This window comes from Acetobacter sp. JWB, from assembly GCF_003323795.1.
Taxonomy (GTDB): Bacteria; Pseudomonadota; Alphaproteobacteria; order Acetobacterales; family Acetobacteraceae; genus Acetobacter; species Acetobacter oryzifermentans.
The window spans coordinates 2,490,360-2,507,377 of sequence record NZ_CP030871.1; the positions used below are offsets into that span (position 1 = coordinate 2,490,360).

Genomic DNA, 17,018 nt, shown 5'->3' on the forward strand with positions numbered 1-17,018 from the left:
CATTATTTACGTGTTTCATAAATTTTTCAGAAACACACCGCCCCAAAATATAGAATAATCAACGCTCTGTAGAATAATGCACAGTTTGTTTCACAAGCATGTCAAGCTGACGATCGCGCTCTTTTCCCAGCGTTCGCCCTGCTAACCAAGCCTTTAAACGCTGCAAGGTATCTGCATCATGTGCGGCTGCAGAATCGGTGGCAAGCTGCATGGCAAGGTCTTGCTGCGGTTCTGTTAAAGGCCCTGTTTCTGGTAAAGCACGACTGGCCAAGCGGCCCACCACGCGCACAGCATCTGCCCATTGCTTGCCTTGCTCATACAATTGCCCGCGCAGTTCTAAACCAGTGTCGGATTCATCATCCGCCAGTAAGGCCAATGCCCCAGCCCTATCCCCCTTGGTAAGCGCAAGATGCGCTTCATCATAATGGCGGCGGGCAGCCATATCCTCCGGCAAGCCGGGAACAGTGCTTTGTTCCAATGCTTCCATGGCGGCATTCACATTTCCCGCCTTGAAAGCTGCCTGAACAATCTGCTCCTGTATTTCTGCGCGTGCTACCGGATCAGCCGTCAACACAACGGCTTGTTTGAACGCCATAACAGCAGCTTCGGCTTGCCCTATCTGCAATAGAAGCGTTCCGTAACCTCTTAACAGTTTTGCCTTAGATGTATTCTCTTCCAGTAAAGGCAATTGGGTCTGCAAAATATGCACCCGTTGCTCTGCGGATAACGCCCCATCCTCTCCGCTCACAGCTTTACCAGATGGTAAGGTATTAAACACAAGCACATACAAAGCCTGCCGTCGCACAGCCTCCAACCTGTCATATGGCGTTTGTGCAGAGGCAGAAAGCCCGCCCAGCACAGCTAAAGCCTGTCGTGCCCGACCACATTGCACAAGTGCTGTAGATAATAACAAACTGGTATATGCCCGAGCAGTAGGCACAAGCTTTCCAACGCCTTCTTTTCCATCAAGAAGGTTTTGAAAGCTCTCGGCAGCCATGGCCGCAGCAATCTGATCATGCTGCAACAGAAAATTCACCAGATCTGCACGCGCATAAGCGGCTTTTTCTGGATCTGCCGCAGCCGTTAGGTTTTCCAGCGTAACCCGTGCGGTTTCTACATTTCCTTCACGATCCTGCATGCGCGCTCGCGCAAGATCATAAACGCCATCACTGGGTAAAGGCTCCAAAATCAGAGCTGTTTCATCCGCACCATAACGCGCGATATAATTTGTAACTTGTGGAAGAAGCAGATCACGCAGCGGTTGTGGATAGCGCAGAATCTGTTCGTAATGACGCGCAAGTAAAACAGAAGCATCTTTGCTGTTTGCGCCACTCATCATCAGATACAATGCGTGCCATATTTCCAGTTCTGGGGGGGCTCCATCCATCTGCGTCAGAACGGATGCCGCAGCATCCACATCATGGCTTAATAACGCTGCGCAGGCCCGCAGAAAGAGCACTCCCGTTGGGGGGCCTCCCGGTTCAGACCGCTGAGGCATATTTTTTACAAGACGCCACGCATCTGCTGGATACCCAGCCACAAAAGCAGCACGTGCAGCAGCAACCTGCGCAGGCCATCGTAAAGAAGGTGGTGCTTTTTCGGCGTCAATCTTCGCGCTAAGCCAGTTCTTTTGTAAAATGGCAACTGGTGCAGCATGCAGTCCCAGCCAGAACCAGTCTAACCCACCTTCGGGTGGCACTGTCTCTGCTGTTCCCTGCCCTACAGGCAAAGCATCCAGCCCTAAAGCAGAGAGGAATACGCCTTTATCTGCAACAGCATCTAATCTGATTTGCGATGAATCTGCAGCCACTACAATACCTTGGGCAGAATCTCGCACACCATACCCTATGGCCCGGTAAGAAGAGCGATATCCCGTTTCCATGACAGACGGCGTTATCAGCAAACGTGCGCCAGTTGTCGGATCTGGAAACGAGATAACGTGCCCAGACTGTTTTTGTGGAAATAAAACGGCTTCTGGCATCATAACCGCAGGCGGTGCAGCCCTTACGCTACCTGTATCGCCTTTTGGAAGCTGTTCCAGCAACCAGCCATCCAGCTTTTTATGTAACGCAATATGTGGATGAGACGGTACATGAACGCGCAAAACAGTGGCGTATTCCAGCACCGTCACATCCGTATCTGCAAATATGCCTTGCCCTGTAAAATTATGAACTAACGAAGTCACGGGACGGTCTGCCACGATCAGCAAATCAGACCCAGACCAGAAAGCCGCAAGAGCAACCTCTGCTCCTATAGGCAAAAAAAGAGATGCCCCTTGCTGGCCATCCAGAGATTCCTCCTGCACTGCGGGAACAGGAAGCGCATGCAGGCCATCTTCACCTGCTACAGCCGGCAACGTGGGCAGCAACAAATAGGCGAAAAGCATTCCGCACATATATCTGCCCATTACGGATTTACCTGTTGCCACATCTTCTCCAACCTCAAACGTGCTGCAACGCTGCTTTTGGCAGCATACGACCTGCATGACAAAGGAGCCACGGTCTGTGCTAGAAAAAACTAACTATTTCCATCATGCCGGGGCACTATAAATGCTCGATCGCATCACCAGTATGCAGATTTTTGTCAAAGTTGTAGCTGCGGGCAACTTTACAGGGGCAGCACGCCTTATGGCGCTTTCCCCAACAATGGTAACCAAACACGTAACAGCACTGGAAACCCGGTTAGGAGTTTCTCTCTTTCAACGTAGCACGCGGCATCTTTCCTTAACCGAAGCAGGACGCCTGTTTTTGGAAAGCTGCCAAAAAATTCTGGCCGATGTAGAAAACATGGAGCAAACTGTAAGCGAGCAGTACCGTGAACCACGTGGGCAATTACGCCTTAACGCTCCGGTTTCCTTCGCCATTCGGTATGTCGCGCCTTATCTGCCTGAATTTAGCAGAAGATATCCGCAGGTCCAGGTAGAGCTTGGCTTGAATGACAGACCCGTTGATTTGGTTGAGGAAGGGTGGGATCTTACTCTGCGTATCCGCAACCTAACAGTCAGTACGCTGCGTGCACGTAAATTGGCTGCTGTACGTATGATTATCTGTGCCTCTCCTGCTTATTTAGAAAAGGCTGGCACACCCACGCATGTAAATGAATTGCAGCAGCACAATTGTCTTGGATACACCCTTAGCGGAAACAATAGCGCATCCCGTTGGCATTTTGGAGAAAGCGGAGAAAAAACCGTTTCTGTTTCCGGCCTACTTTCCGCCAATAATGGAGATGCTTTGCGAGAAGCCGCAGTAGCTGGCGCAGGCATTGCTTACCTGCCGCTTTTTGTTGTGAGCCAAGAACTGCAACAAGGCCAACTTATTGCTTTATCATTGGATTATCCCACCACACCGGGGCCAGACTTACACGCCGTGTATGCACCCGGCACAAGTATTCCCTTAAAAGTCCGCGCCATGATTGATTATCTTGCGCAGTGCTATGGCCCGATTCCACCATGGGAAAAAGCGGCATAACCCAAGGGTTATAGGCGCTAAAACTGTCTTTTATATTTTGGAAGATTTTAAAATGGTGAGCCGGGAGGGACTCGAACCCTCGACCATTCGATTAAAAGTCGAATGCTCTACCAACTGAGCTACCGGCTCACACCTTTTAACCGAGCAAAACTTAATGTCTGCGCGATGGAGGTGTTCCTAAACGGATTACCTTACCTCTGTCAAGCAGTAGAAAGAATTTTGTGCCATTCCTGAAAAATCAGATGGTTTGATCGGTTTCAGACATAAAAAAAAGCGCCACCCCAACCGGAGTGACGCTTTTTTGCAGATATTCGAAAAATCAGGATTTTTCGCCAACAGCCGGACGCATGCGAGAAATCCGATCCGGATCCTTCACCATGCCGGACATGCCAGACCCATGTTTGATTTTATCGACGTTTTCCATACCTTCGATCACTTCACCCACAATGGTATACTGGCCATCAAGGTGCGGAGAAGGTTCAAACATGATAAAGAACTGGCTATTAGCACTGTTCGGATCAGACGTCCGCGCCATACCAATGGTGCCACGTTCAAACTTGGCTTTGTTTGTGAATTCTGCGGGCAGATCCGGTAATTTGCTACCGTGCATACCCGTACCCGTTGGATCACCACCCTGTGCCATAAAACCGGGGATAACACGATGGAAGGGTACATTATCGTAAAAACCTTCTGCCGCCAGCGTGCGAATACGTTCCGCAGCCTTGGGGGCTAGATCTGGACGCAGTTTAATAATAACGCGACCGTGCGGGATATCCATATGAATGATATCGTTTTTATCTTCTGAAGACATCAGAAACTCTCCTTGTGTTTGCAACACCCATGTTTACCACGTCAGGCAGAAACGTTTTTCCTGTCAGCAAGGTGTGCCAACAAACGCACCTGCGTGCCCGGTGTTACAAATTCCGAAATATCTCCGCCGTAACTGGCAATTTCTTTCACCAGACGGGAAGAAATAAATTGGGTGCGTTCTGAAGCCATAAGAAACACGCTTTCAATTCCGGCATCCAGCTTGCGGTTTACGCCACTCATCTGGATTTCGTAATCAAAATCAGAAAGCACCCGAAGACCACGAAAAATCAGTGTTGCGCCATGTTCTCGTACAGCTTTCACCAGCAGAGAATCAAATGGTACCACCAAGATATCCCCACCCGTGTTCTGACGAATAGCAGGCAAGGCTTCTTCCACACAGCCAATCCGCTCATCCAATGGCATAAGTGGATTTTTACCTGGGTTATGGGCCACACCTATCACCAGCCGATCCACCAAACGGGATGCGCGTTCAATCACATCCAGATGGCCAACCGTTACTGGATCAAAGGTGCCCGCATAAAAACCTACACGTTTGGGCACCACAGAGCCTGCGGGGGCGTTCATTCCCCCTCAGCCTCTCCCGCTTCATCCTCACCATCATCCATAACAGGGAAGACACTGGTTACGCGCTCATCATCATTCAGGCGGAACAACGTTACACCGCTTGCCTGACGCGCCATAACACGCACCTGATCAACCGGCACACGGATAAGACGGCCCGCATCCGTTACCAGCATAACATCCGTGCCTGCCAGAACCGGCAGAGTAGCAGCCACTTCTTTCCCACGCTTGTTGGCCGAGAACGTCATGTTGGTAATGCCTTGCCCGCCACGCCCACTGACACGGTAATCATACGCGGAAGAGCGACGCCCAAACCCACCATCACTCACGATCAGCAGGATTTCCTCGGCGACTTCAAGCTGCTCAAACCGTTCTGGAGAAAGCAGAGCATCCGTATCGCTGCCTTCTTCATCCGAATCGGGCTGCACCGCATCCACATCTTCCTCTGCCGCTTCCGCAGCATTTTCCGCTCTGCGCTTGGCATTCGCCATCCGCAGATAAGCCGAACGTTCTTCCACCGTTGCTTCAACGTGGTTCAGCACAGCAAGGCTGATCACACGGTCACCCTCGGCCAAGCGAATACCCCGCACGCCAGAAGAGCCACGACCGGCAAAAACACGCAATGTGTCATCGGTAATCTGGAAGCGGATACAACGTGCCCCACGCGTGGCAAGGAACACATCCTGCCCTTCACGACAGGTAGCAACACCTATCAGGCTATCTCCTTCATCCAACTTCATGGCAATCATGCCAGACGAGCGGATATTCCGGAAATCACTCAAACGGTTACGACGCACATTGCCGCTGGCCGTTGCAAAGACCAGATGCAAGGCTTCCCACAGTTCTTCATCCTGCGGCAGCGGCAGCACGGCCGTAATGCTATCAGAGCCCAAATCTGGCAACAGATTCACCAAGGCGCGGCCTTTAGCAGCAGGCCCGGCTTCTGGCAGACGCCAGACCTTCTGACGATATACCTTACCGCCTGAGGAGAAGAACATGACCCACTGATGGGTGTGCGCATTAAAGGATCGCACAACAATATCATCGCCACGTGTGCTGGCCCCCGTACGGCCACGGCCACCACGGTTTTGCGCCCGGAACACATCCAGCGGTGTGCGTTTAATAAACCCTTCCCGCGTGATGGTTACAACCATCTGGCCCGGTTCGATCAGGCTTTCATCATCCTGATCTCCTGCATAATCCGCAATTTCGGTCATACGTGGGGTGAAAATTTCCGCCCGTGCTACGGAAAGTTCATCACGCAGCACTTCCATACGGCGAACGTGGCTACCGATAATTTCTAGAAGCTCGTTAATACGCTGAGCAACTTCCGAGAGTTCCTGCTGGATCTTGTCTCGTTCCAGCCCTGTCAGACGTTGCAGGCGCAGTTCCAGAATGCCGCGTGCCTGTGCTTCTGTTAGCCGCACTTTGCCATCCACAACCACGTTGCCGTCATCATGAATCAGGGCCAGCAGCGGTTCCACTTCTGCGGCGTCCCACTGGGCGGCCATCAGGGCTTCACGCGCTGCGGCTGCATCTGGCGCGCCACGAATAAGAGCAATAACCGCATCAATATTGGCAACGGCAATGACCAGCCCAACCAAAATGTGCCCGCGATCTCGCGCCTTATTCAGTTCAAAGCGCGAGCGGCGCAGAATCACTTCCTCACGGAACGCAATAAAGGCTTCCAGCACATCCTTCAGGCCCATCAGGCGGGGCTTGCCACCATCCAGCGCCAGCATATTCACGCCAAAGGAAGTCTGAAGCTGCGTGAAGCGATAAAGCTGATTCAACACCACTTCTGGTGTGGCATCCCGCTTGATTTCGATAACCACACGCATACCGGAGCGGTCAGATTCATCGCGGATATCAGCAATGCCTTCAATCTGCTTGTTACGTACCAGATCAGCAATACGTTCCTGCAAGGTGGCCTTGTTAACCTGATACGGAATTTCCGTAACAATAATGGCCTTACGATCCTTACGGATTTCCTCAATATCTGCCTTGGCACGAATAATAACGGCTCCGCGCCCTGTGGCAAAAGCACTGCGGATGCCAGAACGCCCAAGAATAATGCCGCCTGTGGGAAAGTCTGGCCCCGGCACATATTCCATCAGATCATCAAGTGAAAGATCCGGGTTAGCAATCAGCGCCAACGTGGCATCAATAACTTCTGATGGATTATGCGTAGGAATATTGGTGGCCATACCCACCGCAATACCTGTGGCACCATTGATCAACAGGTTCGGGAATGTGGCAGGAAGAACAGTTGGTTCTTCCTCGCTCTCATCATAGTTCGGCTGAAAATCTACCGTATCGCGGTCAATATCATTCAGCAGAAATGTAGAAGCTTTGGCCAGCCGAGCTTCCGTATAACGCATGGCAGCGGGGCTATCACCATCCACCGAACCAAAGTTGCCTTGCCCGTCAATCAGCTTGACCCGCATGGACCAAGACTGCGCCATACGCACCATGGCATCGTAAATGGAGGAATCACCATGTGGGTGGTATTTACCCATAACCTCACCAACCGCACGGGCAGATTTACGGTAAGGTTTATCGTAGGTAAAACCACTTTCATGCATGGCATACAGGATGCGACGATGAACAGGTTTAAGACCATCTCGCACATCCGGCAGCGCACGGCTGACAATAACCGACATCGCATACGCGAGGTAGGAAGAGCGCATCTCCTCCTCAATGGTTACGGGCAGAAGGTCTGAGGGTTCCGGTACACCCGGCTGGTCAGAAATCTCGGTCAAGGTTTATCCGCTCTGTCATGCTGCACGCCCCGGATTATGGAGCATGTGCCAAATCCACTTCTGCACCGGTTACCCGGCACTTGCAGAATATTTTCTAGCACACAAAACCCGCACCACCTAGCGGCTGAAAGAGCAGACTTGCTTCAGGCAAAAGGCTGTGCCCATCATGACGGGCACTATAAGGAGTTTCAGCCATGCGCCTGCTTTTGGCATTACTGTTTCCGTGGTTTCAGTTTTTTACAATTGGTCGCCCTTTTTCGGGCATTATCTGCCTAATATTGCAGATAACGGTTATTGGCTGGATTCCGGCGGCCATCTGGTCTGTTTACGCACTCAATCAGTATGAAACAGATAAAAAAATTTCCCGCATGGGGCGATAAGCCTCCAATTTATGAGATGAGTAAAAAAGGCGGCTCCCAGTAGGAACCGCCTTTTTTATAGAAATCAGCATTTATATCTGGCTAGCTTAACGTCCTGTCATGATCCGATCCACCAACTGCTGTACCGTTGGTACAAACCCGTTGGCATAGAAAGGATCGGTCGCAAAGCGCCAGGCGTTTGTGCCACCGAACATCAGATTATGATCCAGCACCTGAGCAGCATCTGGCCCGCTGGCATGTGCCACAGCCTGAAGCGTTTTCTGAATACAGAAAGAACGTGGATCTGCTTTATGGCCCGTTGAATACTTGGGGCCACGCTGGCTCCAGTTAGAGAACTGACATTCAGACAGGCAGCCCATACAATCAGCCTGATCTGCCAGAATTTCTCGCGCTCTGTCTGGCGTTACAAAAATCAGGGTAGAATCCTGTGTACGCAAGGCTTCAGTAAAACCCTGCCGTTCCCACTGCTGGATGCGCGGCAGATCTTCTGCTTTTATAAACACTTCACGCTTACGTGCGCCAATGCCGTAGGGCGTAACCAGATCTTCTTCTGCCGCCATAGCAAAAGGAACCTGCCGCTCTGAGCGCTCGCGCAGTTCCTGTAAGAAACTGTTGTTAACCGCAGAAGAGTAAAAGCCCGTAGGAGAGAAGCGGTTCAGATACACATCACCCTTTTTCAGGGTGAGTAAGCGCTGCTTCCATGCTTCTGGAATAGGGCTTTCCTTCGTCAACAGCGGGCGCGTGCCAAACTGGAACACAATGGGGCCAAGCTCTGGATTATCAATCCAATCTTCCCATTCTTCCAGCCACCACACACCACCAGCCATGATGATGGGCGTATTATCCAACCCAAACCCGCGCATAAGTTTACGCAAGGCTGCAACACGCGGGTAAGGATCTTCCGGCTTTAATGGATTTTCCGTGTTGGAAAGGCCATTATGCCCCCCTGCACGCCAAGGATCTTCATAAACCACGCCACCCAACAGATCGGCAGATTTATGATAGGCCCGCTTCCACAATGCATTGAAAGCACGTGCAGATGACACGATGGGATAATAATGCACCCCAAACCGTGTTGCAATTTCAGACAGCCGATACGGCATACCCGCGCCACATGTAAGACCGTGAATAAGGCCTGGCGCGCCTTCCAGCACACCAGTAATCACCCTTTCGGCTGACCCCATTTCCCACAGAATATTGGCATGAATCCGGCCTTTTCCGCCGGATATTTCATGCGCTACACGCGCTTGGGTAATACCGCCACGAATGGCGTAATCTACCAGTTCCTCATGCCGCTCACGGCGCGTACGGCCGTGATAGATCTGGGGAACTGGCTGCCCGTTTTCATCATAACTATCTGCATTGACGATAGAAACCGTGCCCGCGCCGCCTGCTGCAGCCCATGCCCCGGCCGATACGCCTGTGGAGACAGAAACCCCCTTACCGCCTTCTACCAGCGGCAGGATATCCACACCCCCCATGCGAACCGTATTGATCGCCTTCATGACCGTCCTATCGTTCCTGCAACTATCCGTATGATTGAAAGTGACCCGAAAAAGGATGCTTATTCAGCATCCCGACGGGGGCCACGTGAGGGCTTTTCACCCACAGTTTCCGTGATATCCGCACCCGTGTTCTGATCAACAACACGCATGGACAGCTTAACCTTGCCGCGATCATCAAAGCCGATGACCTTAACCTTCACGGTATCGCCTTCCTTCACCACATCCGTGGTTTTACCAACGCGGCCCTGCGCCAGTTCGGAAATGTGTACTAAGCCATCACGTGCACCAAGGAAGTTTACAAACGCACCAAAATCGGCAGTTTTAACAACCTTACCATCGTAAATGCGGCCCAGTTCCGGTTCCGCCACAATGCCATTGATCCGGTCAATAGCCTTCTGTGCCTGATCATCAGAAGCGGCGGCAATGGTGATTGTGCCGTCATCCCCAATATCAACCTTGGCGCCAGAATATTCCACGATTTCGCGGATCACTTTACCGCCAGAGCCGATCACATCACGGATCTTTTCCCGAGGCACCTTCATGGTGGTGATCTTCGGTGCTGTGGAAGACACGTTGGTGCGTGTTTCTGTCAGCGCCTTGCTCATTTCACCCAGAATATGCATCCGGCCATCACGAGCCTGCCCCAAAGCAATCTTCATGATTTCCGGCGTGATGGAAGTAATCTTAATATCCATCTGTAGGGCTGTCACACCCTGTTCGGTGCCAGCCACCTTGAAGTCCATATCCCCAAGATGATCTTCATCGCCAAGAATATCAGACAGAACAGCGAAATCATCGCCTTCCTTGATCAGACCCATAGCAATGCCAGCAACCGGACGCTTCAATGGCACACCAGCATCCATCAGAGCTAGAGAGCCACCGCATACAGTTGCCATGGAAGAAGACCCATTGCTTTCCGTAATTTCGGAAACCACGCGCACTGTGTATGGGAATTCCTTGCGGGAAGGCATCAGCGGGTGAATAGCGCGCCATGCCAGCTTGCCATGCCCGATTTCACGACGGCCCGGAGAACCGATACGCCCACATTCCCCCACAGAGAAGGGTGGGAAGTTATAATGCAGCATAAAGTTGGTGCGGTATTCACCTTCCAGCGCATCAATAACCTGTTCGTCCTGCCCTGTACCCAGCGTGGTCACAACCAGCGCCTGCGTTTCACCACGAGTGAACAGAGAAGAGCCATGTACGCGCGGCAGAATACCAACTTCCGGCACGATCGGACGGACAGTTACCAGATCACGACCATCAATACGCTTGCCGGTTTTCAGAACGGAAGAGCGCACAACATCAGCTTCCAGATCCTTGATCATCGGCTTGGCGGCTGCAACGTCCAGTTCATCAGCAGTCAGTTTTTCAACAATGGCTGCACGTGCTGCTTTCAGCTTTTCGTAGCGCACCTGCTTCTGCTTCTCCTTGTAAGCATCAGCAATCAGCTTGCGACCAGCTTTTTCCACCTGCTTGCGCAGCTGAATTTCTTCCTTGGTGGGCTCTGCCAGTGCCCATGGTTCCTTGGCTGCGTGCTCTGCCAAGGAGATAATGGCATCCAGAACAGGCTGGAATGCTGTATGGCCGAACGTTACGGCATCCAGCATCACTTCTTCAGACAGTTCGGAAGCTTCGGATTCCACCATCAGCACGCCTTCTGCCGTGCCAGCCACAACCAGTTCCAGATCTGATTCTTTGATCTGTTCCTGTGTCGGGTTCAGGATGAATGCGCCATCCTTAAAGCCAACGCGGGCTGCGCCAACGGGGCCAAAGAATGGGATACCAGACAAAGTCAGAGCGGCAGAACAGCCGATCAGCGCAGGAATGGAAGGATCATTTTCCATATCGTGCGTCAGCACAGTTGCAATTACCTGCACTTCGTTGCGGAACCCTTCAGGGAACAGCGGACGCAGCGGGCGGTCAATCAGGCGGGAAACCAGTGTTTCATTTTCAGAAGGACGGCCTTCACGCTTAAAGAAACCACCGGGAATCTTACCTGCAGCGTAAGCTTTTTCCTGATAATTAACTGTCAGCGGGAAAAAGTCCTGACCGGGCTTTACCTCTTTTGCACCAACAGCGGTGCACAGCACAACGGTTTCACCGTAAGTGACCATCACGGCGCCATCAGCCTGACGGGCAACTTTGCCAGTTTCCAGAATCAGCGGGCGACCGCCCCATTCAATTTCTTTACGGAAGTAGTTAAACATTCTGTAAGCCTCTGTTCTATTTCACTTCAGAGCCACAGAACAACAGGACAGACCGGCTGGGCGGACAGCGCCTCGGACGGCATGGTGACTGGCGGAACAAACCTCCCAGGCGCCATGTGGTCGGAAACGCCGTGGCTTACCGGGCACGAAACGCCCTGATGCAAAACCTGTGGCTGTATCCAATATGGTGACGCCAGCAAACAAGTGCTAGCGAAAATTCCGAACGGGAAGAGAGATCATGCCTACACACCCCCTCTTCCCGCCCGTTGAGCCGTTTTTAGCGGCGCAGGCCCAGGCGGCCAATCAGCGTTTCATAACGCGTCTGGCTCTTGCCCTTCAGGTAGTCCAGCATGCTGCGGCGACGACCAACGAGAATCAGCAGACCACGGCGAGAATGGAAGTCCTTCGCGTGAGTCTTCAGATGTTCGGTCAGGTTGTTAATCCGTTCGGTCAGGATCGCCACCTGCACTTCCGGGGAGCCCGTATCACCCGGTGCAGTCTGGTATTCAGCAATAACTTGCGTGCGACGTTCAGCAGTAATCGACATCACATGTCTCCATCAAAAAACATATCAGGTTTTAGAGAATCCGTACCGGCTTCAACCACCCGTCTTCCAGGCGGCCAATACCCAGCACGTGCTCACCGTCCATAACACGCACAACGCCCCCCTCCTCGGCGGTCTGTGGGATACGCCCCATCAGATCAACAAGGCCGAGAGCTTGCCCGTGCCGTAGCAGAACCGCTTCATCCTGTGTCAAGGCCAGCGCCGGGATGTCGGCCAGCGCGGTCGAGACCGGACGCAGAAGTTCCGGTGAAGCATGGGCGTTGTCGTCGTTTGGGGTGATTTTGTCCAGCACAATCGCATCGGCTTCTGTAAAAGGCCCCACACGCAGGCGGCGCAGCACGGTAATATGTCCCACTGTTCCGCATGCCAAAGCCACATCACGCGCCAGCGCACGCATATAAACGCCCTTGCCGGATTCGACTTCAAACACTGCTGTATCCCGATCTGGCCGCTCGATCAGTTCAAACCGATCTACGCGTGCGGGCCGCGGCGGCAATTCCGGCGGACGACCTTCTCGCGCCATATCGTAAGAACGCTCTCCCCCCACTTTCAAAGCAGAAAAAACAGGAGGTACCTGCATGATATCACCCGTAAGCGCGGGTAAGGCTGCTCGCAGTTCTTCATCAGAAGGCCGCACATCAGATGTACCAATAACATTGCCATCGGCATCATCGCTATCTCGCGCTTCACCCATTTTAAGAGTGAAGCGGTACACCTTGGTTCCATCCATCACGTAAGGCACGGTTTTTGTAGCGGCACCAAAAGCCAGTGGCAGCAAACCCGTCGCCAGTGGATCGAGTGTGCCGCCATGCCCAACTTTTTGTGCATCAAACAGCCGTTTGGCGCGCCCTACTACCTGTGTTGATGTCATGCCGGAAGGCTTGTCTACTATAAGCCAGCCATTAAGTGGCCGCCCACGTCTGCGTCGCATGAAAACTCCCGTATGCGATTCATCAAATACCATGCAGCAGCCATGAACGGCTCAGCCAAAAGGTTTTTGCGTTAGTACAACTTATATGGAGTGTGCTCTCCATCTGGGGGTGCATGTAGCCGAAGGCTGCCATGCCGTGCAATGTTGCCATCAAGCGCAACGCTGGCCTGTTAAAAAGGACTGCCGACCAAGTTATTGTTCTTAAACCAAGGCAAACCCAAGGTTTACCGCTTCTAGCATGTATGAACCAAGGGGGCTGGTCATAGGCTTGCCTGTGCCGTAATGTCGCCACCAAATTATGGTTGATCAATCTTCCTCTTCCGGTCTTCACAAGACTCCCGACACCCCTTCGTGGTCTCTCCAGAACACGGCAGATGGTGTATGTTTGAACGTTGAAGGGGCTTGGACAGTTCAGGCAGGGGGCGCAACCCCCTTTCCGCAAGATAAACTGCCGATAGAGCCGGGCCATACCCTCCATATCAATACAACCAGTTTAAAAAACTGGGATTCGGCTTTTGTTGCCTTTTTGTGGGATGTCAAACAGGCCGCCAGCAAGGCACAGCTTCATTTTGATGAGCAAAACCTTCCGGCTCCCGCGCAAAGGCTTCTCGCCCTTTTACCCGATGCACCTGCCGAGCCTGCACAACCTCCGCGCAACAACGAAGGTATTTTTGCGCGTGTAGGTGATATGACCCTGAATGGGTTGACCGAAACAGGCACAGTAAGTGAGCTGGCATTAGATACCGCCAAAGGTGCCGCACAGGCTGTGCGTGGCAAAAGTGCCATGCGCATGAAAGACCTGTTGCTGGATATCTGGAATGCTGGGCCAGATGCCTTGCTGATTGTCGGCATCGTCAATTTTTTGGTGGGTGCCATTCTGGCTTTTGTTGGACTGGTAGAACTGCGGAAATTTGCTGCGGAAATTTACGTTACAGACTTGGTAGGCATTGCCTGCGCGCGTGAAATTTCTGCTATCATGACTGCTATTATCATGGCGGGCCGAACTGGCGGTGCTTACGCAGCCCGCATTTCCACCATGCTAGGCAACGAAGAAATTGATGCCCTACAGGTGTTTGGCATTCCCATCTCCAGTTACATTCTGCTGCCATCCATTGTCTCTCTCGCGCTCATGATGCCGCTGCTCTATCTATATGGCACTATTGTTGCGATTTTTGGTGGCTTTGCCGTTTCCATGAGCATGATGGATGTTTCCCCCATCGGCTATTGGATTTCCACCTTTGATGGTGTGGAGCTGAAGGAATTTATCTTCGGGTTTATCAAATCCTTCTTTTTCGCCAGCTTTATTGCACTGGCTGCTTGCCGTGTGGGCTTAAAAGCCGGACGCAGTGCGGCTGATGTTGGCATTGCCGCCACACGCGCTGTGGTTATTGGCATTGTGGGTATTATTGCCATGGATGCCATCTTTGCCGTGATAGCCAACGCGCTTGGAATCTGATGATGTCTGATGCAGAAACCCTTATTTCCGTTCGCGATCTGCAATTATCGTTCGGCCCCAAGATCATTCAGCAAAATGTTTCCTTTGATCTGAAACGTGGCTCCATCTTTGCCATCATGGGTGGTTCAGGCTGCGGCAAAAGCACGCTGCTTAAAAGCATGATCGGGCTGCTGCGACCAACTGCCGGGCAGATTCTGGTAGATGGGGAAGATTACTGGGCGCAATCAGATAACCGTCGCACTGATATTAACCATCGTTACGGTGTACTGTTTCAGAGTGGTGCTTTATGGAGTTCCATGACGGTAGGGGAAAATGTAGCCCTGCCCTTGGAAATGTTCACCTCACTCAAGCCTGACACCATTCGGCGGTTGGTGGAATTAAAACTCGGGTTTGTTGGTATGGAACAGGCGATTGATCTGTTCCCCTCTGAAATCTCCGGCGGCATGTGCAAACGCGCAGGGCTTGCGCGCGCCATTGCTCTGGAGCCCGATATCCTGTTTTTTGATGAACCCTCCGCAGGGCTAGACCCCATTACGTCTGCCCGGCTGGATGATCTGATCCTGACATTACGGGATGGGCTGGGGGCAACCATTATGATTGTCAGCCATGAACTGCCCAGCCTGTTTGCCATTGCAGACGATGGCATCTTTTTAGATGCCAAAACACACACACCCATTGCGCATGGTTCACCGCGCGCATTGCATGACACCTGCAAGATTCCGGAGGTAACGGCGTTTATGAACCGATCTGCCTCTATTCCCTCCGCAGATAAGACAGAAGGCTGAGCGGCATGTCTCAAAGCACAAACCGGAAAACTCTGATCGGCGCGTTTGTGATCCTTGGCGGCTTGCTGGGCCTGTTCATTATTATGGCTTTTGGGCACATGCGCTTTTTCACACCCTCGCGTGAAGCCGCTGTTGTGTTCCAGAACTCTATCACCGGTCTTTCTGTGGGTGCGCCTGTAAATTTCCGCGGCGTTAAGGTTGGAACAGTTAAAAACATTACGCTGCGTTTTGATCCGCAAGACCGTAAAGCTTACATCCCTGTTGTGCTTACGCTGGAGCCAGATCAGATTCATGTAGTGCGGGATGTGCCGGGGGGCACAAAAGTGAGCATTCAGGAAATGATCAGCAACGGACTCCGCGCTGAACTGAACCTGCAAAGCTTTGTAACGGGCCAATCCAATATTGAACTGGATTTTGATAAATCCGTCACACCCGTTTTACACCCACGCATTACCGACTTGCCGGAAATTCCTGTGCGTCTTTCCACTATGGAAAAGCTGAAGGACACTATCGGCCAGATTCCGATCAAGGATATCAGCCACCATGCAGATCTGGCTCTGCTGTCTATTACATCCCTAAGCGATCATCTGCGTGATGATCTGCCGCCGTTGATTTCCAGCGTAAAGGAAACAGCAGATCGCTCCCACGAGACAGTGCAGGCTGCAACCGATGCCATTAAGGATCTACAAGCCAAGCTGGATGTAACGCTCCTGAAAATGGACAAGCTGATGGACACCGGAAATACGCAGCTTGATGCACGCGGCAAAGATCTGCACGCAACGTTGGCCTCTGCTACAAAAACTCTGGATTCCTTGCAGGATATTCTCTCACCACGTTCTATCGACCGAGCAAATCTGGATGCCTCACTGCGGGATATTGCTGCTGCGGCGGCCTCCCTACGTGGCTTCGCCAGCGATGTGGAACGTAACCCGCAACTTCTGCTGATGGGACGCCGCCCATGATGTTTCCTCCTCGCCGTATTGCTCTGGCTTTTTTGGGAGCCTGTACCCTGCTTGCAGGCTGCGCCTCTCCTCCCCTCCGGCTTTACACACTTGGCATGCCGGGAGACCGGGACGTTCAGCAGCCGCACCTGTCTACCCGCTTGACCACCATAGAAATTAGCCGCACGGTACTGCCTGATTATCTTGATAGCCAGGATATGATCACCCGGCAGGGAGAAGAAGTTATCCGTAGCCCGCGCTCACGCTGGGCAACACGGCTCTCTCTCGGCATTACGGATTTGGTGACCAACGAAATTGCATCATCCCACCCCAACGAACTGATTACAGATCAGCCATTGGCCGATGCAGCCAATATGCGCGTTCAGATCAACGTTTCTCGTTTTGATGTGAATGTAGATGGGCAGGCGGTCTTGGATGCAAACTGGGCCGTTATCCCACGGGATCCTAAAAAGCCGCTTATTCGTAACCGTGCGCATCTTACAGCTACCGGGTCTGTTTCTACGGATGCGGATACAGCATCCTTAATGCGTAATCTGGTTATTCAACTGGCAGACCAAGTTAATCTGTCCATTCCATCCACGCAGTAACAAAGCTGCCCGATAT

General features: G+C 52.2%; 14 protein-coding genes and 1 tRNA gene. 6 read left to right on the forward strand and 9 right to left on the reverse strand.

Features of this window, described 5'->3' with window-relative positions; genetic code table 11:
* Nucleotides 1-58: 58 nt before the first annotated feature.
* A complete protein-coding gene (locus tag DS739_RS11805; protein ID WP_006115371.1) occupies nt 59-2,485 on the reverse strand; it encodes a hypothetical protein in 2,427 nt (808 codons plus the stop codon).
* Nucleotides 2,486-2,549: 64 nt separating this feature from the next.
* Between DS739_RS11805 and DS739_RS11810 the strand changes: the two genes are divergently transcribed.
* Nucleotides 2,550-3,467 (forward strand): LysR family transcriptional regulator, encoded by a 918-nt coding sequence (locus DS739_RS11810; protein ID WP_006115372.1) that lies wholly within the window; start codon nt 2,550-2,552, stop codon nt 3,465-3,467.
* A gap of 53 nt (nt 3,468-3,520) precedes the next feature.
* Here DS739_RS11810 and DS739_RS11815 read toward each other — a convergent pair.
* From DS739_RS11815 to gyrA, 4 genes are all read right to left on the reverse strand, one after another.
* Nucleotides 3,521-3,596: transfer RNA gene (locus tag DS739_RS11815), tRNA-Lys, on the reverse strand.
* Nucleotides 3,597-3,786: 190 nt separating this feature from the next.
* The gene (locus DS739_RS11820) at nt 3,787-4,278 is read right to left on the reverse strand and encodes a peptidylprolyl isomerase (RefSeq protein WP_014457518.1); all 492 of its coding nucleotides are present in this window, start codon (nt 4,276-4,278) and stop codon (nt 3,787-3,789) included.
* 41 nt (nt 4,279-4,319) lie between these two features.
* Nucleotides 4,320-4,862, reverse strand: coding sequence for a pantetheine-phosphate adenylyltransferase (coaD, locus tag DS739_RS11825; RefSeq protein ID WP_006115373.1), 543 nt, complete (start codon nt 4,860-4,862; stop codon nt 4,320-4,322).
* Entirely contained in the window at nt 4,859-7,621 is a 2,763-nt protein-coding gene (gyrA, locus tag DS739_RS11830) for a DNA gyrase subunit A (protein ID WP_006115374.1), read from the reverse strand. Before gyrA ends, coaD begins: the two co-directional genes overlap by 4 nt.
* Nucleotides 7,622-7,815: 194 nt before the next feature.
* On the opposite strand from gyrA, the gene DS739_RS11835 reads away from it, so the two are divergent.
* A complete protein-coding gene (locus DS739_RS11835; protein ID WP_006115375.1) occupies nt 7,816-8,001 on the forward strand; it encodes a YqaE/Pmp3 family membrane protein in 186 nt (61 codons plus the stop codon).
* An 86-nt stretch (nt 8,002-8,087) separates the two neighbouring features.
* On the opposite strand, the gene DS739_RS11840 is transcribed toward DS739_RS11835, so the two are convergent.
* From DS739_RS11840 to truB, 4 genes are all read right to left on the reverse strand, one after another.
* Nucleotides 8,088-9,506 (reverse strand): nitronate monooxygenase family protein, encoded by a 1,419-nt coding sequence (locus tag DS739_RS11840; protein ID WP_006115376.1) that lies wholly within the window; start codon nt 9,504-9,506, stop codon nt 8,088-8,090.
* Between the two features lie 59 nt (nt 9,507-9,565).
* A complete protein-coding gene (gene pnp / locus DS739_RS11845) occupies nt 9,566-11,716 on the reverse strand; it encodes a polyribonucleotide nucleotidyltransferase (protein ID WP_006115377.1) in 2,151 nt (716 codons plus the stop codon).
* Nucleotides 11,717-11,993: 277 nt separating this feature from the next.
* The gene (gene rpsO, locus DS739_RS11850; protein ID WP_014457520.1) at nt 11,994-12,263 is read right to left on the reverse strand and encodes a 30S ribosomal protein S15; all 270 of its coding nucleotides are present in this window, start codon (nt 12,261-12,263) and stop codon (nt 11,994-11,996) included.
* Nucleotides 12,264-12,294: 31 nt separating this feature from the next.
* Nucleotides 12,295-13,212, reverse strand: coding sequence for a tRNA pseudouridine(55) synthase TruB (truB, locus tag DS739_RS11855; RefSeq protein WP_035352292.1), 918 nt, complete (start codon nt 13,210-13,212; stop codon nt 12,295-12,297).
* Between the two features lie 298 nt (nt 13,213-13,510).
* Here truB and DS739_RS11860 point away from each other — a divergent pair, with 298 nt between their 5' ends.
* Genes DS739_RS11860 through DS739_RS11875 form a run of 4 tightly spaced genes read left to right on the forward strand, consistent with a single transcriptional unit; the run spans nt 13,511 to nt 17,002 of the window.
* On the forward strand, nt 13,511-14,668 hold the full coding sequence (locus DS739_RS11860) for an ABC transporter permease (protein ID WP_006115379.1): 1,158 nt from the start codon (nt 13,511-13,513) through the stop codon (nt 14,666-14,668).
* The gene (locus tag DS739_RS11865; RefSeq protein ID WP_006115380.1) at nt 14,668-15,453 is read left to right on the forward strand and encodes an ABC transporter ATP-binding protein; all 786 of its coding nucleotides are present in this window, start codon (nt 14,668-14,670) and stop codon (nt 15,451-15,453) included. Before DS739_RS11860 ends, DS739_RS11865 begins: the two co-directional genes overlap by 1 nt.
* A 5-nt stretch (nt 15,454-15,458) precedes the next feature.
* Nucleotides 15,459-16,415, forward strand: coding sequence for an MlaD family protein (locus DS739_RS11870; RefSeq protein WP_006115381.1), 957 nt, complete (start codon nt 15,459-15,461; stop codon nt 16,413-16,415).
* Nucleotides 16,415-17,002 (forward strand): membrane integrity-associated transporter subunit PqiC, encoded by a 588-nt coding sequence (locus DS739_RS11875; RefSeq protein WP_170315283.1) that lies wholly within the window; start codon nt 16,415-16,417, stop codon nt 17,000-17,002. Before DS739_RS11870 ends, DS739_RS11875 begins: the two co-directional genes overlap by 1 nt.
* Nucleotides 17,003-17,018 lie beyond the last annotated feature (16 nt).